Annotated in this window: 23 protein-coding genes and 1 tRNA gene; 19 read left to right on the top strand and 5 right to left on the bottom strand. The window is 63.0% G+C overall.

Annotated elements, in window-relative coordinates:
- Positions 1-299: 299 nt before the first annotated feature.
- The 4 genes from SPMU_RS04965 (at position 300) to rplI (ending at position 2,004) form a co-directional block, all read left to right on the top strand.
- A complete protein-coding gene (locus tag SPMU_RS04965; protein WP_088332442.1) occupies positions 300-662 on the top strand; it encodes an RcnB family protein in 363 nt (120 codons plus the stop codon).
- 143 nt (positions 663-805) lie between these two features.
- Positions 806-1,174 carry a 30S ribosomal protein S6 gene (gene rpsF / locus SPMU_RS04960; protein WP_088332441.1) on the top strand — a complete coding sequence of 123 codons (369 nt, stop codon included), beginning with the start codon at positions 806-808 and terminating at the stop codon, positions 1,172-1,174.
- Positions 1,174-1,398, top strand: coding sequence for a 30S ribosomal protein S18 (rpsR, locus tag SPMU_RS04955; RefSeq protein ID WP_007403456.1), 225 nt, complete (start codon positions 1,174-1,176; stop codon positions 1,396-1,398). The genes rpsF and rpsR overlap by 1 nt, the downstream gene beginning before the upstream one ends.
- A 12-nt stretch (positions 1,399-1,410) precedes the next feature.
- Positions 1,411-2,004: a 50S ribosomal protein L9 gene (gene rplI, locus SPMU_RS04950; protein ID WP_088332439.1), complete on the top strand. Its 594-nt coding sequence runs from the start codon at positions 1,411-1,413 to the stop codon at positions 2,002-2,004.
- Between the two features lie 122 nt (positions 2,005-2,126).
- On the opposite strand, the gene SPMU_RS04945 is transcribed toward rplI, so the two are convergent.
- Together SPMU_RS04945 and mutL are read right to left on the bottom strand one after the other, a co-directional pair.
- Positions 2,127-2,552 carry an organic hydroperoxide resistance protein gene (locus SPMU_RS04945; protein ID WP_088333174.1) on the bottom strand — a complete coding sequence of 142 codons (426 nt, stop codon included), beginning with the start codon at positions 2,550-2,552 and terminating at the stop codon, positions 2,127-2,129.
- A 359-nt stretch (positions 2,553-2,911) separates the two neighbouring features.
- Positions 2,912-4,699, bottom strand: coding sequence for a DNA mismatch repair endonuclease MutL (mutL, locus tag SPMU_RS04940; protein ID WP_088332437.1), 1,788 nt, complete (start codon positions 4,697-4,699; stop codon positions 2,912-2,914).
- A 141-nt stretch (positions 4,700-4,840) separates the two neighbouring features.
- On the opposite strand from mutL, the gene SPMU_RS04935 reads away from it, so the two are divergent.
- The 8 genes from SPMU_RS04935 (at position 4,841) to SPMU_RS04900 (ending at position 13,598) form a co-directional block, all read left to right on the top strand.
- Complete coding sequence (locus tag SPMU_RS04935; protein ID WP_088332435.1) at positions 4,841-5,881, top strand: rod shape-determining protein; 1,041 nt, start codon at positions 4,841-4,843, stop codon at positions 5,879-5,881.
- Positions 5,882-5,900: 19 nt separating this feature from the next.
- Positions 5,901-6,812 carry a rod shape-determining protein MreC gene (locus SPMU_RS04930; RefSeq protein WP_088332434.1) on the top strand — a complete coding sequence of 304 codons (912 nt, stop codon included), beginning with the start codon at positions 5,901-5,903 and terminating at the stop codon, positions 6,810-6,812.
- A gap of 71 nt (positions 6,813-6,883) precedes the next feature.
- Complete coding sequence (gene mreD / locus SPMU_RS04925) at positions 6,884-7,318, top strand: rod shape-determining protein MreD (RefSeq protein WP_140418412.1); 435 nt, start codon at positions 6,884-6,886, stop codon at positions 7,316-7,318.
- On the top strand, positions 7,315-9,408 hold the full coding sequence (mrdA, locus tag SPMU_RS04920; RefSeq protein ID WP_088332431.1) for a penicillin-binding protein 2: 2,094 nt from the start codon (positions 7,315-7,317) through the stop codon (positions 9,406-9,408). Before mreD ends, mrdA begins: the two co-directional genes overlap by 4 nt.
- 47 nt (positions 9,409-9,455) lie before the next feature.
- Positions 9,456-10,517 (top strand): rod shape-determining protein RodA, encoded by a 1,062-nt coding sequence (gene rodA, locus SPMU_RS04915; RefSeq protein WP_088332429.1) that lies wholly within the window; start codon positions 9,456-9,458, stop codon positions 10,515-10,517.
- Positions 10,518-10,598: 81 nt separating this feature from the next.
- Positions 10,599-10,674, top strand: a tRNA-Lys gene (locus SPMU_RS04910).
- 1,438 nt (positions 10,675-12,112) lie between these two features.
- Complete coding sequence (locus SPMU_RS04905; RefSeq protein WP_140418410.1) at positions 12,113-12,901, top strand: hypothetical protein; 789 nt, start codon at positions 12,113-12,115, stop codon at positions 12,899-12,901.
- A 496-nt stretch (positions 12,902-13,397) separates the two neighbouring features.
- Positions 13,398-13,598: a hypothetical protein gene (locus SPMU_RS04900; protein WP_088332424.1), complete on the top strand. Its 201-nt coding sequence runs from the start codon at positions 13,398-13,400 to the stop codon at positions 13,596-13,598.
- A 445-nt stretch (positions 13,599-14,043) separates the two neighbouring features.
- Here SPMU_RS04900 and SPMU_RS04895 read toward each other — a convergent pair whose 3' ends face one another.
- On the bottom strand, positions 14,044-16,770 hold the full coding sequence (locus SPMU_RS04895) for an FG-GAP-like repeat-containing protein (protein ID WP_088332422.1): 2,727 nt from the start codon (positions 16,768-16,770) through the stop codon (positions 14,044-14,046).
- 792 nt (positions 16,771-17,562) lie between these two features.
- A complete protein-coding gene (locus tag SPMU_RS17530) occupies positions 17,563-17,718 on the bottom strand; it encodes a hypothetical protein (RefSeq protein ID WP_425442143.1) in 156 nt (51 codons plus the stop codon).
- Positions 17,719-17,750: 32 nt separating this feature from the next.
- Between SPMU_RS17530 and SPMU_RS04890 the strand changes: the two genes are divergently transcribed.
- Complete coding sequence (locus SPMU_RS04890) at positions 17,751-17,984, top strand: SDR family oxidoreductase (RefSeq protein WP_211275709.1); 234 nt, start codon at positions 17,751-17,753, stop codon at positions 17,982-17,984.
- Between the two features lie 190 nt (positions 17,985-18,174).
- On the opposite strand, the gene SPMU_RS04885 is transcribed toward SPMU_RS04890, so the two are convergent.
- Positions 18,175-18,900: an SDR family oxidoreductase gene (locus tag SPMU_RS04885; RefSeq protein WP_088332420.1), complete on the bottom strand. Its 726-nt coding sequence runs from the start codon at positions 18,898-18,900 to the stop codon at positions 18,175-18,177.
- A gap of 148 nt (positions 18,901-19,048) precedes the next feature.
- Here SPMU_RS04885 and SPMU_RS04880 point away from each other — a divergent pair, with 148 nt between their 5' ends.
- The 6 genes from SPMU_RS04880 to SPMU_RS04850 all read left to right on the top strand — a co-directional run bounded on the left by SPMU_RS04880 (position 19,049) and on the right by SPMU_RS04850 (position 26,341).
- Positions 19,049-19,945: an AraC family transcriptional regulator gene (locus tag SPMU_RS04880; RefSeq protein WP_088333173.1), complete on the top strand. Its 897-nt coding sequence runs from the start codon at positions 19,049-19,051 to the stop codon at positions 19,943-19,945.
- Between the two features lie 438 nt (positions 19,946-20,383).
- Entirely contained in the window at positions 20,384-20,707 is a 324-nt protein-coding gene (locus SPMU_RS17060; RefSeq protein WP_245832760.1) for a YdeI/OmpD-associated family protein, read from the top strand.
- Between the two features lie 84 nt (positions 20,708-20,791).
- Positions 20,792-21,205, top strand: a complete 414-nt coding sequence (locus SPMU_RS04870; RefSeq protein ID WP_245832758.1) for a hypothetical protein — start codon at positions 20,792-20,794, stop codon at positions 21,203-21,205.
- A gap of 610 nt (positions 21,206-21,815) precedes the next feature.
- Positions 21,816-24,296 (top strand): putative bifunctional diguanylate cyclase/phosphodiesterase, encoded by a 2,481-nt coding sequence (locus SPMU_RS04860; RefSeq protein ID WP_245832756.1) that lies wholly within the window; start codon positions 21,816-21,818, stop codon positions 24,294-24,296.
- A 464-nt stretch (positions 24,297-24,760) separates the two neighbouring features.
- Positions 24,761-25,990: an NAD(P)/FAD-dependent oxidoreductase gene (locus SPMU_RS04855; RefSeq protein ID WP_088332415.1), complete on the top strand. Its 1,230-nt coding sequence runs from the start codon at positions 24,761-24,763 to the stop codon at positions 25,988-25,990.
- Between the two features lie 3 nt (positions 25,991-25,993).
- Positions 25,994-26,341, top strand: coding sequence for a YybH family protein (locus tag SPMU_RS04850; protein WP_088332413.1), 348 nt, complete (start codon positions 25,994-25,996; stop codon positions 26,339-26,341).
- Positions 26,342-26,352: the final 11 nt, after the last annotated feature.

Genomic DNA, 26,352 nt, shown 5'->3' with positions numbered 1-26,352 from the left:
ATCCACCCCACGAAGAGCGCGGCGGCCATCGCCAGCAACACCGCAAAAAGCCAGCCTGATCGCACAGGAGCTTTGGGAACACGGGCATCTGATCGAGCGCTTGTCATGAACATGGCTTAGCGTTGCCGCATGTAGAAATGCTTGCTTTCTGAACCGGCGTTCATCGCCAACGCCCTTTTGCGACAAATCGCGACCAAATCGATAGCCCGACGACAAGAGCTGGATACGTACGCTCCCCAGATTGGTTCTCGACGCCGCAGCGGCGGCGCCGCTTGTTTCGCAGGAAAGAGGAGCATCTCATGTTCAAAAAGCTGGGTCAGGCCATTGTCGCAGCCTCGCTGATCGCAACGCCGATGATCGCCACCAGTGCGCAGGCGCAACGACGCGACGTCACCACCACCACGACCGTCAAGCAGCGCCCGAACGGCACGGTTGTGAGAAAGACAACCGTTTCCCGCCAGCCAGCCTATCGCAACTGGCGCCAGGGACAGCGCTTCGATCGTCGCTACGCGGCAAACTATCGCGTTGTTGATTATCGCCAATACCGTCGGGCGAACCTGTACGCGCCAGGTCGCGGCCAGCAGTGGGTCCGCTCCGGCCGAGACGCAGTGCTGATTGCCGGTAATGGCACGATCCTGCGCGTCATCCGGCGCGCCTTCTAAGGCTTGATTCTTCGCCGGTTTCGCGTACAGGGACCGGCAGCATAGGCGGGGAGCGTCGTCTCCTCGCCTTTCGCTGTTTTGGACGACAGTCGGAGGGGCATGGCACGGGGCCATGTCAGCGATCGGCCAACGAAGGAAAGCACATGGCTCTTTATGAGCACGTGTTCCTTGCGCGCCAGGATTTGGCACAAGCGCAGGTGGACACGATGGCGGAAGCCGTCACCAAGATCGTCGAGGATCATCAGGGCAAGGTCGTGAAGACCGAGACCTGGGGTCTGCGCAGCCTCGCCTATCGCATGGTGAAGAACCGCAAGGCGCATTACGTGATGATGGAGATCGACGCACCGGGCGATACCGTTGCCGAGATCGAGCGTCAGCACTCCATCAACGAGGACATCATCCGCTACATGACCGTCAAGGTCGATGCGCATGAGCAGGGCCCGTCGGTGATGATGCGCAAGCAAGAGCGGGACCGTGAGCGCGGTCGCCGTCGTGAAGAGGAGAACGCATAATGGCTCGTCCCTTCTTCCGCCGTCGCAAGAGCTGCCCCTTCTCCGCGAAGGACGCACCCCGGATCGACTACAAGGACGTGCGTCTGCTGCAGGGCTTCGTCTCTGAGCGTGGCAAGATCGTTCCGTCGCGCATCACTTCGGTGAGCGCAAAGAAGCAGCGCGAGCTCGCCCAGGCGATCAAGCGTGCCCGGCACCTGGGCCTGCTGCCCTACGTCGTTAAGTAAGGAGAAAAGCAGATGGACGTCATTCTGCTTGAGCGCGTCGAGAAGCTCGGCGGCATCGGCGACGTGGTAAAGGTGAAGGACGGCTTCGCCCGTAACTTCCTGCTGCCGAACAAGAAGGCGCTTCGCGCCAACGAAGCGAACCGCAAGGTGTTCGAAGCGAACCGTGCGCGGATCGAATCGGAGAATGCCAATCGTCGCGGCGAAGCCGAGATCGAAGCCAAGTCGTTCAAGGACGCGCAGGTCACGATCATCCGCCAGGCCTCCAACGCCGGCCAGCTCTACGGCTCGGTCGCGGTGCGAGATCTGGTCGAGGCGCTGAACGAGGCGGGTCACAAGGTGGCGAAGGCCTCAATCGTGCTGGATCGCCCGATCAAGGCGATTGGCGTTTACGACGTCCGGGTTGCGCTGCATCCCGAAGTGTCGGTGAACGTGAAGGTCAACGTCGCTCGCTCGCCGGAAGAAGCGGACCTGCAGTCGCAGGGCGTGGACGTGATGGCGCAGGTCTTCGAAGAGGGCCGTGACCAGGGCGGCTTCATCGAAGAGTATGATGCGAACGCCGAACCGGGCGCCAGCGCTGAAGTCCGCCAAGACGAAGCGCAGGGCTAATCACCCGGTCTGCCGATGAAATCGAAAGGCCCGCCAGGCACATCGCCTGGCGGGCCTTTCGTTATTCTGACGGTTAAAGGCTAGCCGGCGCTGGCGTTCCCGCAGGTGTCGCCACCTACTCGTTATCGCGTGGAGACGTTCAACGTGACATCCACGTTGCCCTTCACCGCGTTCGAATACGGGCATACCGCATGCGCGGCCCGGACGATCTCTTCCGCCTTGTCCTGGGCAACACCGGCGATGGTGACGTCCAGCGTGACCGCCAAATGGAACCCGCCGCCGGTGCCGGGCAGCAGGCCAACCTCGCCGACCACCTCGATATCACCGTCCCGGACCTTATCGGCTTGCGCACGGGTCACGTGGATCACGGCGTTTTCAAAACAAGCTGCGTACCCTGCCGCGAACAACTGCTCCGGGTTGGTCGCACCACCCTTCCCGCCCAGCTCCTTCGGCACGGCCAAGGACAGGTCGAGAACGCCGTCGTCGCTGCGAACGGTGCCGCTACGTCCGCCCACGACAGTCACTTTGGTGGAATAGAGAGTGCTCATCATCATCCTCCGTCTTAGCTCGGCAGAGGATTAGATTGTGCACAACCTAATTGCAAGTTGCGAGAAAATTGGTCCGGCAGCTACTGCTGCGCGAGACCAGCAACGCTTGTTAGCATGATGCTTTAGGGCACCGTTACACACGCCCCCACCACAGCGGCGAACGGGATCAAGGCCAGGAAAATGGGAACGATCTGCTTCATCAAAGGTACCACTGGAGACACATTCCAGCAAAGAATGCAGGATGGACACAAAGGTTTCCGCAGGATGAACAGATAGCCGGCCTTCACCTCCAGTCTGTAAGGGTGCGGCATGACGACGCCGCCTCCGCCAAAGCCACAGCAGGCACTAGCTGCCGCTTCTCATTTCCTGCCGAAGAGCTTCTCGATCTGATCCAGCGGCATCTTTACCCAGGTGGGCCGGCCGTGATTGCATTGGCCCGAATGGGGGGTAGCTTCCATCTCCCGAAGCAATGCGTTCATTTCGGTGACCGACAACATGCGTCCGGCCCTGACCGAGCCATGACAGGCCATCGTGCCCGCTACTGCCTCCAGGCGCTCGCGCAGCGACAACGCCTCGTCAAAGGCGGCCAGCTCGTCGGCCAGGTCGCGGACCAGCCCTGATGGATCGCCGCTACCGAGCACGGCCGGGGTGGAGCGTACCAGCATGGCGCGCGGGCCAAATCGCTCCAGTTCCAGGCCAAGTTCCGCCAATTCTGCAATGCGGGAGTCCAGTCGGTCGCAGCCGGATTCGTCCAGCTCGACCACTTCCGGGATAAGCAGCGCCTGACCCGCCACTCGCCCTCCGGCTAGCGCAGCACGCATCCGCTCCAATACCAGCCGCTCGTGCGCTGCATGCTGATCGACGATCACCAGCCCGTCCTCGGCCTCGGCGACGATATACGTCCTCGCCACCTGCCCGCGCGCGACGCCGAGCGGGTATACTTGCGACTCTGGCGGCGGTGCGATCGCGGCTTCCGCCCGCGCTTGCGGGGGCGGCGCAAAGAACGTCGCAGACTGTTCGCGCAGCATCCTAGCTTCAGCAAGGTTGCGATATCCACCAAGTGTGGCGTCCTGACCGTGCCCAGCAGGCATCTGACCAGAGCCAAACATGGGATCAGCCCGGAACGCCGCCATCATATCGTCCGGTGCGCGATGCGCCACGCGATGCCCCGCTTCATCCAGCGCGCGCCGCAACCCCGAGACGATCAGGCCGCGGATCATCGCCGGATCGCGAAAACGCACCTCTGTTTTCGCCGGGTGAACGTTCACGTCGACCTGATCGGACGGAAGGTCAATGAAGAGCGCGACAACGGCATGCCGATCGCGAGGCATCATTTCGGCGTAAGCGCCGCGGATCGCGCCGATGAGCAAGCGATCCTTGACCGGCCGCCCGTTGACGAAAAGATATTGGTGATCGGCGACACCGCGATGAAAAGTCGGCAGGCCGGCGACGCCGCCAAGCACGACCTGATCGCGTACCATGTCGATGGCAACGCTATTTTCTTTCAGCGCGCGATCGGTCAGCGCCGCAACCCGCGCTGGCCGATCCTCCGGCTGAAGAGCAGCAAGCACACGCCGGTCATCATGCTCGACTGTGAAGATCACATCGGGTCGAGACATCGCCAGTCGCCGGACCACGTCCAGACACGCGGCATATTCGCTGCGACCCGAGCGCAGGAACTTGCGGCGTGCCGGGACCTTCTCGAACAATCCCTCGACCACAACGCGCGTGCCCGGCGGAAGCGCGGCGGGCCCTTCGGACGCGAGAACGCCATTGTCGACTACGCGGCACCACCCGTCCGCCCCACGAATCCTGCTTTCCAGCGTGAGCCGTGCCACGCTCGCGATAGAGGGAAGCGCCTCGCCCCGGAAGCCCATGGTGGCGACCCGATCGATGTCGTCGCTCGTGAGCTTGGATGTCGCGTGTCGCTCCAAGGCGAGCGCCATGTCGTGGGGGGCCATGCCGCAGCCATCATCCGCCACTTCAACGCGCCCTATCCCGCCTTCCACGAGGCGAATGGCAATCCGGCCTGCGCCGGCGTCGATGGCGTTCTCAACCAGTTCCTTCAACGCGCTGGCCGGTCTTTCCACCACTTCACCGGCAGCGATACGGTTGATGAGATGTTCGGGCAGTCGGCGTATTGACACAGCCACGCCCCTAGCCCAATCGACGCCATCCCGCGACCCCGAGATAACAGCAATCAGCGCACAAGAAGCGCCTTTCGACCGTGGCCGCGGGATGAATGGTGCAAGTCGCCTCGGCGACTCGGGAACGGAATCTAGCTGAACATGGCCTTCTCGCGTTTCTTCAAGTTCATGTCGCATGACATGGCCATCGACCTCGGGACTGCGAACACCGTGGTTTATCTGCGGGGCCGCGGTATCGTGCTGAACGAACCGTCGGTGGTGGCGGTCGAAACGATCAACGGCATCAAGAGGGTGAAGGCTGTCGGCGAGGACGCCAAGCTCATGATGGGCAAGACGCCAGGCAACATCGAGGCGATCCGCCCGCTGCGCGACGGTGTGATCGCGGACATCGACGTCGCCGAACAGATGATCAAAAGCTTCATCTACAAGGTGCATGGGCAGCGCAAGTTCATGCGCTGGCCAGAGATCGTGATCTGCGTTCCCTCCGGGTCGACCAAGGTCGAGCGCCGCGCCATCCGTGACGCCGCCTCCAATGCAGGCGCGAGCCGCGTGTGGCTGATTGAGGAGACGATGGCGGCGGCGATCGGCGCTGACATGCCGGTTACCGAGCCGATCGGCAGCATGGTCGTCGATATTGGCGGTGGCACAACCGAAGTCGCGGTGCTTTCGCTGCGCGGCCTTGCCTATACCACGAGCGTTCGTGTGGGTGGTGACAAGATGGACGAAGCCATCGTCAGCTACGTCCGCCGCAACCACAATCTGCTGATCGGTGAAGCGACAGCGGAGCGGATCAAGCAGGAAGTCGGCATCGCTAAGCCGCCGGCGGACGGGATCGGGCTCACCATCCACATCAAGGGCCGGGATCTGGTAAACGGCGTGCCGAAGGAGATCCAGATCAACCAGGGTCAGATCGCCGAAGCACTCAGCGAGCCGGTGGCGACCATTGTGGAAGGCGTGCGCGTGGCGCTGGAAAATACCGCTCCGGAGCTCGCCGCTGATATCGTCGATCAAGGTATCGTCCTCACCGGCGGTGGCGCGCTGCTGCAGGGGCTGGACGAAGTGCTTCGCGACGAGACCGGGCTTCCCGTCACGGTTGCCGACGAACCGCTGACCTGCGTTGCACTGGGAACCGGTCGTGCACTGGAAGATCCCATGTATCGCGGCGTGCTGCAGAACGGCTGATCGAAGAAGGGCTTAGCGCATGGTGGCGTCGCGGGACCGACGCACGGGTTTCTCGCGGCGGGCACAATATTCGCTCTTCTTGAGCTACATTCTGGCCGTCGCGGGAGCGCTGGTCGGGGCGGTTCTGCTCGTCCTGTCGCAGTTCAATCCTCCAGCGTTCGCCGCCTTTCGTGCCACTGCTGCCGAGTTTACGACGCCGGTGTCGTCGGGCGTATCCGCCGTGATCAGGACGATCGCCGCCGTTCCGCAGACGGCGGGGACGTATCTTCGCGTTCACGAAGAAAACGCCGCGCTGAGAACGGAGGTCGCACGCACGCACGAGGCCCTGGTCCAAGCCAGAATCGTCGTGCGGGACAACCGTCGACTGCGCGCCTTGCTGAAACTTCGCGATGTGACCCCCAACGTTGTCGTGAGCGCCAGGCTGGTGAGTTCCAGCGCGACGAGCACGCGCCGGTTCGGAACCCTGAACGCGGGCCGCTGGCAGGGCGTTCGTCCTGGAATGCCCGTGCGTGGCCCGGACGGCCTGATCGGGCGAGTGGTCGAGACCGGCCCCAACACGGCCCGGGTATTGCTTACCAGCGATCCGGAAAGCGTTGTTCCGGTTCGCCGGATTGGCGACGGGCTGCCGGCGCTTGCAGCCGGGCGCGGTGACGGGCTGATCGATATCCGCTCCGTTGGCACCACCAACGCGCGTTTGGCGCCGGGCGACCGTTTCATCACCTCTGGTGTTGGCGGCCTCTATACGCCCGGGGTCCTAGTCGCTCGGGTCCTCAAGCCAGGTTCGGACAGTGCCCCGGCTGCGCCCTTTGCGCATCCGGACACCTTTGACTTCGTACTGGTCAGCGAGCCCTTCCTGCCGCCACTTCCATCGTCGCCCGTGCCGCCTCCTGTCCCGGCTGCTCCACCGCCACCGCGTGCCGGCCAGCCGTGACCGTCGCCGCCCGACCGTTCGAACCGCCCCTGCCGCGCACGAGGGCGCGAGCGCTTCCATGGGCGACGGTCATGGCAGGCTCTCTGGTGACGATCGTTCCAGCTGTGGCGACGCTGCCCTTGCTGCCGCCGTTTGGCTTACTGATGCTGCTCGCCTGGCGTCTGCTCGCCCCGCTGGCGCTGCGTCGCTGGGCACCGGCATTGCTGGGGTTGTTCGACGATTGCCTCAGCGGCCAGCCGATGGGTAGCGCCACTCTCTTGTGGACCCTCTCCTTCTTCATCGTCGATCTGTTTGATCAGCGCACCATCTTCCGCGCCTTCGCGCAGGATTGGCTCATTGCCGCCGCCGCGATCGCTCTATGCCTGGTGGGCGGACGATTGCTCGCCACCCCTATCGGCGGGCACGTCGATTCCATGCTACTGGTGCAGATAGCCGTGTCTATTCTCCTGTTTCCCTTTGCTGCGCGGATGGTTGCGTGGGTCGATCGTCGGCGCGTCGTCGAATGAACCGTCCGCCGCGGATCGCTACCGAAGCGCAGCAAGGATATACGTTCTCGCGCCGCGCCTGGCTGCTTGGGGCGGCGCAGATCGGCGTCGGCACGGTGCTGGCGGGTCGCATGGGTTGGCTCGCGATTGCCGAGAACGAGCGCTATAATCTCCTGAGCGAAAGCAATCGTGTGAACATGACGCTGATCCCGCCACGGCGGGGTTGGCTGGTTGATCGTCACGGGAACCCGATCGCAGACAATCGCACCGACTTTCGCGTGGATTTGATCCCTGATCGCGTGGTCGACGAGGAGCGCACCCTGGCAGCGCTGCGCCAGCTACTGGCGCTCACCGAAGAGGACCTGCTGCGCATCAGAGCCGATCTGAAGCACGCCGCGGGGTTCCAGCCCGTGAAGGTCGCGGAGAACGTCGGCTGGGAGCGATTTGCGGCAGTTCAAGTTCGCCAGCCGGAGCTTCCAGGGGTGGCGCCAACGCGCGGGTTCGCCCGCAACTATCCCGCCGGCGCGGCGGTCGCCCACCTGACGGGCTACGTGGGCAGTGCCACAGCGGAGCAATACAAGCAGACCAAGAATCCCCTGTTCGTCACACCCGGCTTCAAGTTGGGCAAGGATGGCCTTGAAAAGACGCTAGAAGATGAACTGCGCGGCAAGCCGGGCGCTAAGCGTATCGAGGTAACCGCGCGCGGAAAGTTGGTCGCGGAGCTGGCGACCCGGGTAGACGTACCGGGCAAGACGCAGCGCCTGACCATTGACGCGGGCTTGCAGGAATATGCCGCGCGGCGGCTTGGTACCAACTCTGGCTCCGCCGTGGTGCTCGACTGCTTGACGGGCGAGATGCTCTGCATGGTTTCAATGCCGGCCTATGATCCGAACAGCTTTTCGGACGGAATCAGCCAGCTCGAATGGAAGATGCTATCGGCTGACGATCACGTGCCGCTGATGAACAAGGTGACCCAGGGGCTGTACCCGCCCGGATCCACCGTGAAACCGATGAACGGGCTTGCGCTGCTCGAGGCCGGCGTGAGCCCTGATGAGCGCGTGTTCTGTGGAGGCGCACTCCGGGTCGGCAGCGGCGTGTTCCACTGTCACAAGCGGCGCGGCCATGGCGCCATCGACCTTCGCGGGGCGATCGCGCAAAGTTGCGACATCTACTTTTATGAGATGATCCGGCGCCTCGGCTATGATCGTGTGGCGCCGGTCGCGCGGGCGGTCGGCCTCGGGGAAAAATACGACCTGCCCTTGGCAGCCCAGCGCTACGGCACCGTGCCTGACAGCGCCTGGAAAGAGCGCAAGTACAAGACGAAGTGGACCGTCGCCGACTCGCTCAATTCGTCGATTGGCCAGGGATATGTGCTGGCGAACCCCATGCAATTGGCAGTGATGGCGATGCGCATCGCATCCGGGCGTATGCTTCAGCCGAGCCTGTTGATGGACAAGGTGGCGCGCAATGCCCCTGCCCTGCCCTTTAGCGCCGAAAATCTGCGGGTCGTGCGTGAGGGGATGTGGAAAGTCGTAAATGGCGGCGGCACCGGAGGCGCTTCACGGCTGCATATCCCAGGCGTTGAGTTGGCCGCGAAGACCGGCACGGCTCAGGTGCGCCGGATCACCATGGCAGAGCGCCGCTCCGGCGTTCTCAGCAACGCGCAGTTGCCGTTCAAGCTGCGTGACCACGCATTGTTCGTCTGCTTCGCGCCCGTCGAGAACCCGCGTTACGCAGCGAGCATTGTGCTCGAGCATAACGGACATACCGTGCGAAATCTGGACACGCCGCTGATCGGTCGTGACATTATGACGTACCTCTTCGACAAGGAACGAGCCCTCAAGTCTCTTGCCGAGGTAGAGCCAACCTGGGGCGGCGATATCCGAACGAGGATGGCGGCGCAGGAAGCGGCATATCGCGCGACGACGACGGCTGCGGCTGCCGCCCAGGCGGTTGCAACCGAGACGGACGCTCCCGCGCCGACGCGGGCGCGCGCGGTGGAACAAGCCACCGATGCATCGAACGCAGCCCAGGAAGCGACAGTCAGCGACATCGGAAACGGGGTGGGCCCCGCCAGCGTTGGCACAACTGAACCATCGGAGCCGCAGTGATCGGTCCCTCCTTCGTTCCCGCGCCCGTCGCTCGCCTGCCCTGGCGAATGCTGATCCTCGTGATCGCGATCGCCTCCTTTGGCCTTGTCATCCTTTACTCGGCGGCTGGCGGAAGCGTTCGCCCGTGGGCGTTGTCGCAAGGCATTCGCTTCGTTGTTTTCCTGTCCGGGGCACTGCTCATCGCGCGAATACCGGAGGATGTCTGGCGACAAGCCGCGCTGCCTGGTTATGTGCTCATCGTCGCACTGCTGTTTGCCGTCGAGCTTCTGGGCGCGGTGCGCGGCGGTAGTCAAAGGTGGCTGGACCTTGGCTTTATCCGCCTACAGCCCTCCGAAGTGATGAAGCCGGCAATCGTTCTGGCCTGCGCGCGCTTCTACGAATTGCTGCCGCCCAACGAGACCCGCCGCTTCGGCGCGATCTGGCCTGCAGCGTTGCTCATCGCGTTGCCGGCCGGCCTGGTGATGCTGCAGCCCGATCTCGGGACGGCATTGATGATCACCTCGGGCGGTCTCACGGTCATGTTCCTAGCAGGCGTGCCGTTGCGGCTTTTCGTTGGCGGAGCCCTCGCGCTGGCCGTGGCTGCGCCATTGGCGGTCAACTTCCTGCTTCATGATTATCAGCGCAATCGCGTGCTCATCTTCATGGATCCGGAGAGTGACCCGCTCGGCACCGGATACCATATCAGCCAGTCGAAGATCGCCATTGGATCCGGCGGCATGACCGGCAAGGGCTTCTTGCACGGCACCCAGAGCCATCTCGATTACCTGCCGGAGGGTCATACCGACTTCGTCTTCGCTACCATGGCGGAGGAGTGGGGCGTCTTGGGCGGCCTGTTCATTATCGTCGCGTATCTCATGGTGATCCGCTGGGGCATCAACGTTGGACTGCAGGCGCAAAGCCGTTTTGCCAAACTGGCGGCCGCAGGGCTTGCGACGACCATCTTCTTCTACGTCGCTATCAACTTAGCGATGGTGATGGGCCTAGCTCCGGTGGTCGGCATCCCCCTGCCCCTCGTTAGTTTCGGCGGCTCCGCGCAAATGACGGTTTTCGTGTGCCTGGGAATTCTCATGTCGATCGACCGCAGCAACCGCGTGGAAAAAAGTTGGTGATTCCGCGAAAAAGGGTTTGCGCCGCACAAATCGAATGCTAATGGCGCGCCTCCGATCGGGGCAGCCGCCCAACACGATCATGGACGCATAGCTCAGTTGGTAGAGCAGCTGACTCTTAATCAGCGGGTCCTTGGTTCGAGCCCAAGTGCGTCCACCACCTTTTCAATAGCTTCGGCGGGGCCGATGCGTTTATTCATCGGTCCAGCAGCCACCTAGTGGCGCCTCGGGCTGAAAGTGCCCGCCGCATCTCACGTGTTGTTAGCGACTCCGGCTCGGCGTATTCTAAACCGCGCGGAGCACGCGCTGTTTACGTTGGTGCAGCTGGCGGGGTAAACAGCGACATAGTGCGCTCGCTGCTCGCGATCCGACCGCGATCGATCACGGCTCAAACTATATCAACGGCGACGCCTGGCAGTACAGCGGGTTCGGATCCTACGATCCGGCTTGCCTGTTCAAGCTAGACGGGCGGCGACAAGGCAGCAAGCAGCAGCAGGCCTGAGCCATCCGCTTTTGGCTTGACCAGCATAGGCGACTGCGTGAACGGGGCTGCTCGCCTTCGCCATCAATAGCAAGCTTCGTAGCTGTGATGTGGTTAAAGTCCGGATCGGAAAATGTAGTCTCGGGCGGGCGGATCCGTGATCGCCCCATCGTAAGGGCTACATGGCGCACATGAGCACGCGACAATATGCCCGCCTGGTGCACGAGTAGGTAGTCGGCATCGGCCTTCCACAACAGAACTATCGGACGCACCCGCTTCGGCCAACGAAGGCGTCGAGCAGGTATCATTGCAGATGGCCTCGATAATACCAGCGAAGGCATTTCCCCCACAAACTCGACCAAGTAACAGTGCCTCCGAGCGGGCGACCAGCCGCACCGCTTCGCGCATCGCGTGTGTGGGCACGGCATAGCTTTCACCGAGTTGGCCGCCCGATATTACGATGTCGCCACGCGCGAACGCGCTCTCCTGATCGATGAGCGCCAGTGCCTGCCCGGCGAGTTCGGTTGTGGTCGCCGGTGCCGTTTCGATCGAGGCGAGTGCCGTGAATGACACAACCTGGCTGGCTTATCTCCGGCTGCCCTCAGTCCCGCTTCCAGGCCGGTGTGTGTGCCAGAGCTGCCGTTCGGCAGGATGATCCGAGCGAAGCGGAGCCCCGCCGCTCGCTCCTGCGCGATGATCTCCTCGGCGCAAATCGCATAGGTGAGACAACCAAGTGGCAACGAGCCGCCTGATCCCACCACATAAGCGCGGCGTCGGGCCGCGGAATGCTGCGCGCTCCCGTGTGATTACCAATGCGGCGACGTCGGCGGTTGTCGCAAGCCCGTTGCGCAGAACAGGCCGTCGGGCAGCACGTTGGTTCGTAGGAGGTGCTGGACCAGGCGGGCTGTTAGCGCCGCTCCTTCCGGCAGTTGTCATCCGTTGCGGCGACGCGCTCCAAGAGGCCGGAGCTACCGCAACAGGCCAGATCGGCGCCGCCCCCTCGGCCTGCCGCAACCTTGATCGAGAGCAGGAAAGTGCTCGGAAAGATCAGCCATTCTTGTGATGTTCCTCCGGTACGGGTTGCAGCGCGCCCGCAACGGATTATCTGGGCGAAACGATGAGATTGCGCGCGAACCTCGGCTGGGGCCTGCTAGGCGGACTGGCCCTCGTCATGTCTGGCTGCGCCACGCCGCCCGCTCCCGTGCAGCAGCCGCCAATTATCGCGGCGCCGCCGCCGCCGCCGCCGCCGATGCCGGCAGGTGGCTATATTGGCATGAAAAGCCCGACCAAGCGCGCTGACGGTACCTTTTTCACGCCCAATCTCGACAATACTGATCAGGCCGCCGTGTGGCATCTGCGCAACGCATTGAACGTCGCCGCGCTCGGCTGCGACCAGGCAGGTGGCGGGATCATCGAGCCTTATAATGCGTGGGTTAAGACGCATGCCGCCGTAATCGATCGCTACTACCAAGCCTATATCCGGGAATGGCAGGCGCCCGGTTGGTGGGACTGGCAACGTGTCTATGACGACAATCAGACACGCATCTACAATTTCTACGCGCAGCCGGCGATGCGGGCAGCCTTTTGCGCAGTGGCACGCGAGGAGGTCTCGAAGGTCGGTCAGGTTGCCGATTACGATCTGCCGACCTTCGCCAGAGCGTCGCTGCTGCGCCTCGATCGTCCGTTCGTTGAATTCTATGCCGCATACGACACCTGGCGCGACTATTATCAACCGGCTCCGCCACTGGTTGTTCCGCCACCAGCGGTGCAAACCACCGAAATACCCGTTGTGTCGGCCCCGCCGGTCGCGGCTGAGACGCTGAGCGGAAACGACCCGGTCCCGGCCGACACCGGAACATCGCCGGCTATTGCACCCGGGGACGTCTCGATTCTTTTGCCTCATTGATAGGTCGTCGTCTTCGTCACGTCAGTGGCAAGAACGAAGCGCAACCGTCGATCATGACGGGCTTTCCTGGCGAGGTGCCGCTCACGGTCTCCGACCCCGCAAACATGCTTTTCTCCCGCCTCGCCCGCCCGCTTTTTTGTGGCCCTTCCAATGCGAACTCGACCGGTCCGTTTTTTGGCGCTTCTTTGAGACCCCGTTCGGCACAAAAGACCCAGTTTGCAGATACTCACGCGCAGCTACGCGACCCCCAAAAGAAGACGCTCATACCGCTGACGAACCGCCAAAGCCGCGCGGTAAAGTAAACCTCTCAATCAGCTTGACGAGGCCGACGACGGCAATTTCCAGCGTCGATGGGATCCGTGCCTGGCTGAGCGACGTCGTTCACTGCCGACGCAAAGGGCCAATGCTGATGGGCCGAACCGCGACTGAGTGGCGCGAATCTCCAGGCGATGCGATGCAGCCGGCAGCGTAGCAGCATGTCGCCATCGATCGTCCCATGTCGGCGATCGTGCCAAGCGGCGCCCTGATGGCGCGGAACCGCTGGATCAAGGTGAAGGCATCGCCCTTCCAGGCGGCCGAGGACACCATTGCACCGCTTGCAAAGCAGGTCTGGATGATAAATCCCGGTCTTGCGGGCCTTGGGCCAGGATTCATTCTTGTGAGCGATCAAATGCTGCTCGCCTGGCTCAGCCTTTAACCTCCCGCACGGGGGCCTCGGGACTAGAGTGCGCATTGATCGTGTCCGGCGAGCGGGAACTTTGACGAGTCATGGTCACCGTTTCGGTCGGTCGGCTGCGCGCGGGCGCGCCAGCAGGTATCGATGGCACGCGAACTCCGTGGAAAACGCTCTCGAACCAATGAGGGCTGGGCGGAATGGGGGTCTGTTAAGCAACGGCAGTTTCGGGATCGGCAGCACCCGGGCGGAACGGCAACAATGGGGGCGCTTGGCTATAGTTGCGAGTTCCATGAACAAACGTCCGCGTTACGCCACGTGAGAGCTGAAAGCGGACGGCCGCTGTCCATCATTCCCCGCATTCAGGATTGCGTGGGCGGCTCGCGAAAGCGGGCTGAAAACGCCCAAAGCGGACGTTCGCGGAATGATTGAGGTTAGCCGCCGCGCTTCAGCGCCCTTCGATCCGATCTCACCCGAACTGGAAGTCGTGCGCCTGCACCTGCCAGTTCGTACCCACGCTGCTGACCGAAACGATCTCGGGACCGAAACCGTCACCGTTCGACTCCCGTGTCTTGAAGGTGCCGTCCGCCACGTTGCGGAACATCAGGTCGGCCTTGCCGTCGCCATTGAAGTCACCGGTATTAGCGACCTGCCACACGGGGCTGACGCTATGATCGTCATAAACGTTCAAGATGAAGCCGCTGCCGGTCGACTGCCATGTCGTCAGCACGCCATCGCCATCGTGGCGCCAGAGGATGTCGTCCTTGCCGTCACCATTGAAGTCGGCCAGCCCGTCGATGTGCCATGATCGGTCGACGCTCGCGTTATAATATGTGTTGGGCGTGAAACCGTCGCCGGTCGAACTCCAGATGGAGAAGGCCCCCGAGCTCTGGTTGCGCCAGAGCAGGTCGTCCTTGTTGTCCCCGTTGAAGTCGGCAAGCCCAACGATCTGCCACTCGGGCGAAACGGAGCTGTTGTAGGTGACGTTGGTGTTGAACCCCGTGCCGGTCGACTGCCACGTCGAGAAGGCACCGCTGTCGCGCCGCCAGACGATATCGTCACGGCCGTCGCCGTTCAGGTCGCCGACCCCGGCGATCGTCCAGTCGCTTTCCACGGTGTTGTTGGAATAGCTGTTCTGGGCCCAGCTATTGTCCCGTCCGTTCCAGATGGTGAACTGGCCGGCGTTCTGCTCGCGCCACAGGATGTCCGAGCGCCCGTCACCATTGAAGTCGAACGTCTCAGCGATCGTCCAGTTAGTCCCGACACCCCCCACGTAGGTGCTGTTCATCGCGAGCTTATTGCCCCCTATGTTGCCGCTCACGCTCCAGGTCGAGAAGTCACCGCCAGCCTCGCGCCACAGCAGGTCGCTGTGCCCGTCGCCGTTGAAGTCAGCAAGACCGGTGAAACGGTTGGTCGCAATCAGGTCGACGCCTTCCGTTGCGGACGCCGCTGTCACCAGGCGTACGTTCGCGGTGCCGATGTTAAGAAACGCGCCGTTGAAGCCGAGCAAGGCGCCGGTTTGCTGGAACGCGAAGTCGGCATAGCTGGCGTCGGTGACCGTGATCCGGTCGCCGACGGCAAAGTCGGTGATGTAATTGCCCGCAAAGTGCGCGGCCGATCCTTGAAACACGTCGTTGCCGCCGTTGCCGGTGAACGACGGATGCGCGGCGGAGACGGCGATCACGTCGTCACCGGTCGTGCCGGGAGCGCCTTTGTCGATGAGCGGCACGGTCACGGATGTGGTGTCGGTGCCGTTGGCAAAGGTCTGGCCGCTGACGGTGACGTTGAGCGTCAGCGAAGATGGAGGCAGGGGCTGAACAAAGGGCGCGAGGGTCCCGGCATCCAGCACGGCCAGCCGTTGCTGGCCGGCCACGGAAGGGTGCAGGGCATCGTTGTAATAGGCCGAGGTCGCTGGATGCGTCGCGTCTCCAATCAGCGGATCGGCGGCAAAGTCGTTGATCGCGTCGGCGCCGGCGGCGTTAGCGCGCACCACCTGGTTGTAGGTGAGCCGTTCCTGCTCCTGCTCGGCGGTCCAGCCGAAGACGCCGACCGGCAGCAGCGAATTTACCACCACATAGAAACCCACTGCCTGCGCGGATGCCACGAACGGCCGCAGCACGCTGTCGTACAGAACGCTGCCCGAGCCGCCGCCGAGCAGATCATTAGCGCCCGTCCCGATGACCAGCACGGAGGCAACCCGTGGATCGTTGAACGAAAAGAGGTCGGTCGCGCGCTGGCGATAGCCGGTCTGCTGCGTGATGCCGACGACGCTGACGTTGTGGATCGCGACGCTGTCCAGGAAGCCGAGATGATCGATCGCCGCATAGTTGGCGGTGAAGCCGGCGCCGATGCTGTCCCCGGATTGCACGATCACGGCGCTTGGCGTCTCGCTGGTGGCGGTGGTCGGGACCGTCGAGGTCGCGCCGGGCCGCGGCCGCGCCGGCTTGGTGGCCCCCGCGATCAGGTCGTCAAGCCCGGCAATCGAGGACAGGTTGATAAGGAAGTCACCGGTATGTGAGGTCGGGACGGTGTAGCTGCCCGAATAGGCCGGAACCGTAACGGTGCTGCCGTTGAACGCGGTGGAGCTGGCGTTCAGCGACACGGACACGGTACCGGAGGTGCCGGCAGCCTGACGCAGGGTGAGCGTCAGCGGGATGGTGGCGTCCGTGACGTCGGTGATAAACGCGGGTGCGCCCAGCGTGGCGGAGGCGCTCGCCTCCCCGAAGCTCACCGTCGTGTCGGCGAACCTGACCTGCTCTATTCGGGCGACCTGCACAGTGCCTCCCGACCCGGTCACGGTCGTACGGCCATCAACCGTATGCACGGCGTAACTCGCGCGGGTGCCATCGAGCACCAGCGTGTCGTTGCCCGCGCCGCCATCCACGATGTCGTGCCCGCCCCTGGGCGCGATCACGTCGTCGCCGTCGAAGCCGTAGATCGTGTTGGCGCCGCCATCGCCGACCAGCGTGTCGTTCCCACCAGTTCCCGCGTCGTTGATCTCTTCGTCGAGGTGGATCAGCGGTACCGAGTCGGCGCGGATCGTCAGCGCTTCGCCACCGTTGCCATCGAACTGAGTGATTGCGGTTCCGACAGCGTAGCCGTCCTGAACGTTCCGGGTCTTCGCACCCAGAACGAACACCTCGCTTGCGTTCCATCCGTCAGACTCACGACGGCGCCACGGCTGATGGATGGTCATGCTCGCTTCCCCCTCGATCGACTCTCCCTCGCCATGGCGCAGGCCCGACCCTTGCCATAGATAAAGGGCCGGTCGGGGCGTTGTCGACGATTGAATCCGCAGGAAGCGGTCACTGCTTCCTGTTGCGTCGGCGTAGCCGCGACGCTGGCGGCTTGGAAGCGAAAAGCGGTCATCGTTGCGGCGCGGCTTGCTCTCCGCCTTGAGGCGTTCGCGCCGCGGCTGATGCCCGTTCGCAGACCGTCAGTGTCGCCAAGGCGCCTCGCGGGCCAATGGTGCGGGGGTACAGCACGCCTCCATGCCGACGAGGCCCGCCGCTAGCTTGGCACTCAGATGACGTGAGCGGGAGTCATCCACCCATTTGCGGCCCCCTAACTATGACCAAGCGTCACTGCGGAAGCTACTCCCACAGGCCTGCTCACACTATCCAGGGGCAGGCAGCCGACACTAAACAGTAACCCGGGCCGCTTGGAGAGTGCGTCAACGGCATTCCTCCAGTTCTTCCAGTTCGCTAACGCCGGCGACGTCCTCGCTTACTACTTTCGTCCGCCAAACAGGCACAAAGACATTTCCGTCGCAAGTGCACGCCGCAACCGTTACCCCGCACAGGATGGTTCGGCCAATTGGATGGCTATAGAACAAGACTACGGCAGCGGTTGAGTTGAAGAAATACCTTGCGGCGATCGACATGGTTGAGTGCCTTACCGCGGCGTTGGTATCTGAACCTATGGAACAGCTTGCGCCGACTTCCGTCATCACTAGCAGTCGGCCATCAGAAGCGATAAACAACCTTCTTTAAGGTACGCAGCAACCATCAAGGTGAGCATTCGGCGGCCGGTGAAAGCGGTCCGAGCTCCAGGTTTGTATGGTAGCAATAATCTTCCAGAAGAGTGTTGCTTCGTCGACTGCGACGCTTCCGAACCCGTTCTCGCCGCAAGGATCGTTGTTCAGAGTGAAACCGGCAAATTGACAAATCGCCTTGAGTGATGCGGTCCAAGTCGGCGGTGGTCGCCTTCCGACGACCGCCGTCTATAGTCCGGCCAAGGCAGCGGTGGCGCGGCTGCGCGAAGGATCTCGCCTCCCGCAACATCCTGATCAAGACCGTGCAGCCGGGGCCGATCGACACCGACATGGCCACTCCCGACAGCGCGTTCGCCCAGCAGATGATCGGAGCCATCCCGCTCAGCCGCTATGGCACGGTGAAGAAGATCGCTTGAGCGGTGTCGTTCCTAGCCGGACCGGAGGCGACTTAGATCACTGGCACAACGCTCAACATCGATGGCGGGGCGTCCGCGTAACAAGCGCAGTTAGTCCCTTAGCTTTGGCGAAGGGGCCAATTGCTATCACCGCGAACCGTTAAAGGTGCCAGCCGATGAGATACTACCCAAAGGCTGGCAAATTGCGGCATCACATATCTGCCGCCGTCGGGCGAACGATCACCTCATTGATGTCGACGCCCTCGGGCTGCTCCAGCGCGTAGCGTACTGCGCGAGCAATTGCGTCCGGTGTCAGCGACTTCTGGCGCCAGCCCTTCAACGCCGCGGCGATGTCCGGTTCGGTGATGTCGTGACCAAGTTCAGTGGCCACGACACCCGGCGAGATGAGCGTGGAGCGAATCTCGTCATGCTCCTGCCGTAACCCTTCGGTAATCGCCCGGACGGCGTGCTTGGTGCCGCAATAAACCGCAGCGGTCGGCATCACCATGTGCGCAGCGACGGATGCGACGTTGACAACATGGCCGCTCCCCTGCGCTACGAACCGCGGCAGCACCGCGGCAATGCCGTTCAGCACTCCGTGGATATTCACGTCCACCATCCGCTTCCACTTGTCGCGCTTCAAGGCAGCGAGCGGCGAGAGCGGCATCACGCCGGCATTGTTCACCAGGACGTCAATACGGCCGAACTGGGCGGCGGCGGCATCCACAAAGGCGTCGAAGTCCGCGCCGTCGGTGACGTCGAGTTCGCGCCACGCAACGGTACCGCCGAGTTCGTCGGCTAGCGCCTTCAGTCGCTCACCGCGCCTTGCGCCGATGAACAGCCGCGCGCCCGCCGCCGCCAATTCCCGCGCGGTCGCCTCGCCGATGCCGCTAGACGCTCCCGTGATGAGCACGACCTTGTCGATGATTCCTGACATGATGCTTCCTTCTGATTGGGGTGACGCAAACAAGATGGCGCTGGGGTGGCTCCCAGCGGTAGCGTGATCGCCCGAAGGCTTTGCCCGATCCTCCAAAACCATTGGTTTGGGCTTGCAGCATCGCGACGGGTGGTGGATCAAAACCTACATGGATCGGATCACCGAACTCGCCGCATTGATCGACCGCCACGTCGTCGGGATGGGCATTTGCTCCACCCAGTTGCCGCACGTATCGCTGATCCGCGCCGACCAGCCGAGCACGCCCACGCCCGCCGTGTACGAGGCTTCGCTTTGCCTGATTGCCCAGGGGTCGAAGCGCGTGTCGATCGGCGAGCATAGCGTCGTCTACGACGCCGCGCATTATCTGCTCGTCTCGGTGGATCTGCCGCTCGTCGGCCACATCATCGATGCGAGCCCGGATCGGCCGTATCTCTGCTGCAAGATCGATCTGGATACCCCCATGCTTGCCGATCTGATGGTTTCGGAGGGCGGCCGAGTACCACCTACCGACCTACAAGTGCTCGGCGTGTACCCGAGCGACCCCGACTTGATCGACGCTGCGTACCGGCTGGTCCGGCTGCTTGATCGACCCGAAACGATCGGAGCGCTGGCGCCGCTCATCGAACGCGAGATCTTGTACCGGCTTCTTACCGGGCCGCACGGGCCCATGCTCCGCCACGTCGCAACCGCCGGCAGCCATCTCAATCAGGTTAGCCGCGCCATCGCGGCGATCCGTCGTCGCTTCGACGGGCCGATACGCATCGAGGAGGTCGCGGCGGAGGCCGGAATGAGCGCTTCCTCGCTCCACGCGCATTTCAAGGCAATCACGCGTATGACGCCGCTCGAATATCAAAAGCAGCTCCGCCTACAGGAGGCGCGCCGGCTGATGCTGGTCGGTGGCGCAACGGCCGGCACGGCCGGCTTTGCCGTCGGTTATGAGAGCCCCTCCCAGTTCAGTCGCGAGTACCGCCGGCTGTTCGGGGCTCCGCCCCGCCAGGATATCGAGCGGCTTCAAGCTGAGCCCGCCGCGAGCATGGCGCTTTAGACGCTAGCACGAAAGGAGACCTGGGCAGTAACAGTGCGGCGCGACGACCTGGGCAACGTGCACAGATGCTGCAGGTGCCCAGACGTCCGCCCTTCCTTAAACTGCCCGCTCTGAACCGTAGTGCCGTCGCATCAGAGACAGAACCGGCCTCGCTTCTCACCGGCATCAGCCGCGGATAGGATCGAGCGATGGCAAACCTTTCAAGCGATGCACTCCCATTCGAGCGACCCGAGGATCTCGCCGGCTGGCTGGCCGAGAACCACGCCACCAGCAGCGAATTGTGGTGCGTGTCTACAAGGCGGGTTCGGGACAGCCCTCAGTTTCATGGACCGACTGCGTCGTGGAGGCGATCCGCTACGGTTGGATCGACGGAAAGAAACAGTCAGGTGATGAAGGCTGTTATTTTCAGCGTTTGACGCCGCGCCGGGCGGACTCCAGTTGGTCTGCCAAGAACCGGGTCGCGCCGACCGGCTGATCGCCGAAGGACGGATGACGGTTGCCGGCCTTGCTCACGTCGAGGCTGCGCGTGCGGACGGTCGCTGGGACGCAGCCTATGAAGGCTCGGCCGGCATGGTCATCCCGCAGGACTTCCTCGACGCGTTGGCAGCCCTGCCGGAAGCCGAAGCGTTCTTCCGGACGCTTGACCGCAAGAACCTGTACCCGATCTACTATCGCCTTCAGACCGCCAAGCGGCCGGAGACACGGACACGTCGAATGCACCTGATCCTCGAGCAGCTACGTCGAGGAGAGCGTTTCCACTAGGAACCCACATTCCCCACCCCACCGGTCCTTCGCAGAGCTCAACCGGATACTCGGTTAGCGTTTGGACCTCCCCCTGGGGCCGTGTTGCGATTGCTGGCTTTCGGCTACCCAAGTCGCACTCAAACCGAGAGCATCATGAGCGAAACACCGAAAGCATGGAACGGCGAGCTGATTCTCGAGTGGCTGGAAAGCCGTGTCGACGCCGCTAGGGTCGAGCAAGCGGCGGCGGACAGGCGCGGGTATGAGGCCCAGGACGATTACGACAAAGCAGCTGCGGAAGAATGGGTATGCCGGACGCTGAAGACCGCGGGATGCACCCACGATCAGGTGGCGTTCGCCGCGCAGATCAAGGAACTGCTCGCCAAAGACGAGTATCGGATAACGGGCATCTATGACGACCGCCGCGTGGAGCGGTACATCCGAGCGAACCTGAGAAAGATCGCAAAGATGACAAAGGCGAACGAAGGGTTTGCGAACAAACTCCGCTATCAGAGATGACATGTCGCAATCAGTCAAGCGTGTGCGTCAAGTGACGTCAGCCAGTCATGGCTTGCAGAACATTCGTCGCACGAGCCTTGATATGAACAGGTGGTCCTGTTCGACGCGCAGCTGCGCATGCCACAAGTATCTCCAGCCGAACTCCGCGCGGGCGATCGCCTGCCGCCAGCTTTGCGTCAGGGGATCTACGATCCGCCGGACTGATCCGCATCCGACGCTCCCTTTTCAGCCGCCCGCTTCTCCGCCTTGGCTTGCGCCTTCTTCGCGGACTCAGCCGCCTTGGTCTTTTCACGCTCGCGGCGCTCAAAGTCGTAATTTGGTTTGCGTGGGATGTCGGTTGCTCCAAAACTCGCGGTGGTTGGTTCAAGCGGGTTGCTTGACCTAAGCACCTGATCCTCAGCTACAATGATCTGTCGTTCGCGGAAAGGCTCGCGACAGGGCTGCACGGCTTCCGCTCACCGGCGCTGCTGTGTTTTTAGTTAAGGCGGATGGTTGCCACTCGTTAGGGTGTGCCCGTTATCGGCGCTCCGATGAAGCTGCGGTGGGGGCTGCAAGAGTGACTGGTTGGTTCAAGAAGCTTTGGTGTGCATCATTACTGCTCGCCTTAAGCTTGGCGCCGCAGGCGGCATCCGCTTCGGGCATCGACCTTCGCCGCAACGCCTGCACCGCGACGCTGTCCGACAAAGCAACGGATGCCGCGATCACCGTGGCCCGATATCGCTGCGGCGACCAGGCCCCGACGAACAGTGTCGACTGGCTCTGGCTTCGCCTAGACACCTCCCGCCTGCAAGACCTTCCAGCGCGCTGGCACCTGCTCGTAGACCAGACTCGCTTTGACCGGATTTCCGTGCTGGTAGCGGGGGACTTCGGCACGATGCGGCAGGTAAAGGCGCCTGCGGATCTGAAGGGTCATTGGGCGCCGGGCGGCCTGCTGAAGTTCGAGATTGAGCCAGCCGGGCGGGACGTCGATGAACTCTACCTCGGGTTCAGGCAGATCGACGACCTATCCCTCATGCGGAAGGTCGCCGCGATGCCGGGGACGGCGATGACGGCCAACGACGCCCGGTGGTTGCTGCTGATGGGCCTGTTTGCGGGAACGCTGCTCTCCGCCCTGCTCTACAATCTCGTCATCCACACCGGGCACCGGCATGCGTTTCAGCGCTGGTATCTGGTTTGGGTCACCACAGCCTTTGCCTACGGTCTGATTTGGACCAACATGGCGGCGTTCGTCGTGCCAAGTCTAGTCGGGCCACTGGCAGTCCGGCTCGACTTCGTGCTGGTCGGGCTCTTGGTGGCCGCCGGCAACATGTTCTTCTTCGCCGTGATCGAGGAGGGCGTTTTGCCCCGCGCCCTGATCCTCATTGGGCGAGTGTTCGCGGCCTCGGGTGCGGTTCTGGGCTTTCTGGCCGCAGCCGACACGTGGCTGCCAGCCGTCGCGACCGATCGGCTTCTCAACGACGTCATTGCTGGCTCCGCGGTGCTGGTGGCTGTCTCCTGCTGGGTCGCGGTTCGACGCGGCAGCCGAGTGATCTGGTTCTATATGATCGGCTGGGGGCCGGTGATCTGCGTCTTCCTGGCCCGGTTGGCGCGCAATCTCGGCTTCGTGCCGCAGAACGACCTCGTCGACATGGCGACGTTTGCGGCGCTCGCCTTTGAAGCGCTGGTGCTGTCGCTCGCCATTGCAGATCGATTTCGCCTGATCCGCCAGGAACTAGACCAAACGCGTCAGCGGCGCGAGATCGATCTAGCCGAAACAAAAGCTCTTCGTTTGGCGGCACATACGGACTTTCTGACGGGGCTCGGTAATCGCGCTGCCTTTCAGAAAAACGCGCACGATCTCATAGCAGCCGGCACGCCGTTCAGCCTGTTTCTGATCGATGTCGACTATCTCAAGGACGCAAACGACCGACTGGGACACGCCGGCGGCGATGCCCTTCTCTGCCACGTCGGATCAGCGCTCGCCGTCGCCACCGAGCGTTGTCAGGGCGCCAGGATTGCGCGCGTGGGTGGCGACGAGTTCGCGATCCTTTGCCCAGGCGGCGCCTCGGCGGAGAATGCGCTGGTCGAGGAGCTAGCCGTCCTGCAAGGTGAGGTCTGGCAGTATGCCGACCAGCAACGCGCCACCTCGCTCAGCATCGGATCGGCAGCCTATCCCGCGGACGCGGCGGCGCTGGACCTGTTGTTCCAAAACGCGGACCTCGCTCTTTACACGGCCAAGCGCCTCGGCCGTGCGCGCCACTGTCGCTACGATCCGCTGCACCGTAGCCTGCGCGACCTGCAGATTGAGTTCGCCGGTGATGCCGAAGCGGCTCTCAAGAACGGGGAATTTCAGCTGTACCTGCAGCCGATCCTGTCGCTCGTGACAGAAACAGTGTGTGGGTATGAGGCACTGCTCCGCTGGAACCATCCGAGGCACGGATTGCTGACGCCAGACCGCTTCGCCGATGTGCTGATCGCGGAGAGGATCGGCCTGCGAATTCAGGAGCACGTCTTGGAGCTCGCGCTTGCCTGGTTGCGCGACCAAGGCGACGCGATCGGCGTGCTCAGCGTCAACTTCACATCGGCACAACTGGCAGGCCCTCGGGCTGCCAAGCGCGTGCTCGACCGGCTGGCGCATCATAAGATCCCGACCTCATCCTTGTGTGTCGAAGTCACGGAGGGAGTGATGCTCGACCGGGCGGCGGACAGCATCCTCGCCAACCTGCGGACGCTTCACGACGCCGGCGTCTCCATCGCACTCGACGATTTCGGCACCGGCTACGCCTCGCTGGCGCATCTACGCAGCGTGCCCGTGGACCGCATCAAGATCGATCGCTCTTTTGTCTCCAGCATCGATCAACCGAATGGAGGAACAATAGCGATCGTGCGCGCCATCGTCGGCCTTGGCCGTGGCCTCGGCAAAGTCGTCGTCGCGGAGGGGATTGAGACCGAGGCTCAGGCGTTGCGACTGCGGCAACTGGGATGCCAGCTTGGCCAAGGATACCTCTACGGCCGACCACAGCCACAACTGCTGGATATCCCAGTATTCCCGATGGAGCCGGAAGAGCGCGGGGTGCTGCGCGCATTCCCACGGTCGGATCTCGGACGATAGGTACTCGCTGTCGATTAGACGGCTCCCAACCAAGCAGAACCTCTCGGTCGACTGCCGCAAGCGGACCTTTGTTCACGCGCTTCATCGGCACGTTCACCGCCCTTCCCTCACTCCTCAATGCCAGTTTGCCGTCCGGGTTCCGATTTCGCTCTTTCGGAGAATCGCTGCCGCGCCATCTAGCCGGTTTCTTGTGGTTCCCACAGCTGCGGCCACCAGCTGCTCCAGGCGCAGCGCTGACCAGACAACATCTGATTTGATCGTCTCCGACCGCGCCTGCCGTGCCGCCCTCTTGGGGGCACGGCGCCGCATTGCGGAACACGCCGGTTGCACCCGTTTCAGCCATGCTTCGGCAAAGCCCCATTGACTTGGCCATGACCACGCTCGTACGTGTCGTGAAATTAGGTCGACTGACTTAATGCTCCGATTGCCGACCCGTGATGGCCGGTAACGGCGGGAGAGCGGGCATGACGTACGACATCATCGTCGTTGGTGGCGGGATCGGCGGATCGGCGCTTGCCGCCGTAATGGCGCGCGCCGGACGCTCCGTGCTTCTTCTAGAGAAGAGCCTCGTTTACGAAGACAAGGTGCGCGGCGAATGGATCGCGCCGTGGGGCGTCACCGAGACCCAGCGCTTGGCGCTTTATGACGCCCTCATCGACGCTGGCGGACACCACCTGAGCAGTCATGTCACCTACGACGAGACGCGGGATCCCGCGGAGGCCGAGGAGCATGCACTGCAACTCGGCATGTTCGCCCCGGACGTGCCAGGTCCCTTGTGCATCCGCCATCCGGTTCATTGCCAGACCCTGTTTGACGAGGCTCGCGAAGCCGGCGCGTGTGCCCTCCGCGGCGTTGACGTCCAAGCGATCGAACTCGGGCGGGCGCCTTCTGTCACTTACGTGTACAATGGCGAGCTACGGACTGAACATGCGCCTTTGATTGTAGGTGCCGAGGGGCGCCAATCCGTCGTCCGTCGTGCCGCGGGCCTGACTCTTCATCAGGACAAGCCGCACCATTGGTTTGCCGGCCTGCTGGTTGACGACGTCGGCGCCTGGAACGACACCCGCCAGGCGATCGGCACTGAAGAGGATTTCGCCTTCCTGGCTTTTCCGCAAGGCAACGGTCGCATGCGGGTCTATGGAGGCTGGGATCTCGCTGCGAAAACGCGTTTCGCCGGCAGCGAGGGGCCACGCCGCTTCCTTGAAGCCTTTCGGATGAAATCGGCGCCGGGCAATGAGGCGATCGCGGGAGGAACGCCGGCGAGCCCACTCTACGCGTATTACAACAACTGCGCAGCGACTGATCAGCCGTACGTACCCGGCGCCGTCCTGATCGGGGACGCGGCGGGGTGGAACGATCCGATCCTGGGCCTGGGTTTGTCCATCACCTACCGCGACGTGCGCCTGGTCAGCGATATCCTCAAGGAGACGCCTGCTGGTCGCGAGCCGGACTTCCGGCCCTACGCCGAGGAGCGCAGCGAGCGCATGCGTCGCCTGCGCATCGCATCCGAGATGCAGGCCAAGCTCGACATGGAGTTTGGCGAGGAAGCCCGCGCGCGACGCCGCCGCTATCACGAGGCTACCGCGACCGATCCCATGCTGGGGCTGCACGGGGTTGCGACGCTCGCCGGCCCGGAGGCGGTACCGGCGGAGATCTTCGAGCTCGCTCATGTGGCGCGGGTGGTGGGAGCCTGACCGATGGATATCGCTCGCTACAACGCTGATTGGCTTGCCACGTGGACGGCCAAGGACGTGGCCGGTCTTCTCAACTTCTATGCCGAAGAGTGCGCTTACTTCGATCCGCAGACTGCCTCTGGGATCAAGGGCCACGCTGCGCTTCGTAGCTATCTGATTCAGTTATTCGCTGCCACCCCGCAGATGACTTACACCCCCGACGAAACGTGGCCGATCCCAGGCGGCTTCTGCGGTCGCTGGTATTGTGATGTGGCGGGCGGCGGGCGCTTGCGCGGCTTTGACATGGTCCTGCTCGAAGGCGACCGGATCGCTCACAACGAGGTCTACGTACACCAGCTTTCACAAGACTAGGGGAGGGATCG

Source organism: Sphingomonas mucosissima (assembly GCF_002197665.1).
Lineage (GTDB): Bacteria > Pseudomonadota > Alphaproteobacteria > Sphingomonadales > Sphingomonadaceae > Sphingomonas > Sphingomonas mucosissima.
Note: the sequence above shows the minus strand (reverse complement) of the source record. Positions and strands in the feature narration are given on the sequence as shown.

Excerpts from the sequence above, each read along its gene's own strand:
- SPMU_RS04965 (WP_088332442.1), top strand. The coding sequence starts at position 300 with ATGTTCAAAAAGCTGGGTCAGGCCATTGTCGCAGCCTCGCTGATCGCA.
- rpsF (WP_088332441.1), top strand. The coding sequence starts at position 806 with ATGGCTCTTTATGAGCACGTGTTCCTTGCGCGCCAGGATTTGGCACAA.
- rpsR (WP_007403456.1), top strand. The coding sequence starts at position 1,174 with ATGGCTCGTCCCTTCTTCCGCCGTCGCAAGAGCTGCCCCTTCTCCGCG.
- rplI (WP_088332439.1), top strand. The coding sequence starts at position 1,411 with ATGGACGTCATTCTGCTTGAGCGCGTCGAGAAGCTCGGCGGCATCGGC.
- SPMU_RS04945 (WP_088333174.1), bottom strand. The coding sequence starts at position 2,552 with ATGAGCACTCTCTATTCCACCAAAGTGACTGTCGTGGGCGGACGTAGC.
- SPMU_RS04935 (WP_088332435.1), top strand. The coding sequence starts at position 4,841 with ATGGCCTTCTCGCGTTTCTTCAAGTTCATGTCGCATGACATGGCCATC.
- SPMU_RS04930 (WP_088332434.1), top strand. The coding sequence starts at position 5,901 with ATGGTGGCGTCGCGGGACCGACGCACGGGTTTCTCGCGGCGGGCACAA.
- mreD (WP_140418412.1), top strand. The coding sequence starts at position 6,884 with ATGGCAGGCTCTCTGGTGACGATCGTTCCAGCTGTGGCGACGCTGCCC.
- mrdA (WP_088332431.1), top strand. The coding sequence starts at position 7,315 with ATGAACCGTCCGCCGCGGATCGCTACCGAAGCGCAGCAAGGATATACG.
- rodA (WP_088332429.1), top strand. The coding sequence starts at position 9,456 with ATGCTGATCCTCGTGATCGCGATCGCCTCCTTTGGCCTTGTCATCCTT.
- SPMU_RS04905 (WP_140418410.1), top strand. The coding sequence starts at position 12,113 with ATGAGATTGCGCGCGAACCTCGGCTGGGGCCTGCTAGGCGGACTGGCC.
- SPMU_RS04900 (WP_088332424.1), top strand. The coding sequence starts at position 13,398 with ATGTCGGCGATCGTGCCAAGCGGCGCCCTGATGGCGCGGAACCGCTGG.
- SPMU_RS04895 (WP_088332422.1), bottom strand. The coding sequence starts at position 16,770 with ATGACCATCCATCAGCCGTGGCGCCGTCGTGAGTCTGACGGATGGAAC.
- SPMU_RS04885 (WP_088332420.1), bottom strand. The coding sequence starts at position 18,900 with ATGTCAGGAATCATCGACAAGGTCGTGCTCATCACGGGAGCGTCTAGC.
- SPMU_RS04880 (WP_088333173.1), top strand. The coding sequence starts at position 19,049 with ATGGATCGGATCACCGAACTCGCCGCATTGATCGACCGCCACGTCGTC.
- SPMU_RS04855 (WP_088332415.1), top strand. The coding sequence starts at position 24,761 with ATGACGTACGACATCATCGTCGTTGGTGGCGGGATCGGCGGATCGGCG.
- SPMU_RS04850 (WP_088332413.1), top strand. The coding sequence starts at position 25,994 with ATGGATATCGCTCGCTACAACGCTGATTGGCTTGCCACGTGGACGGCC.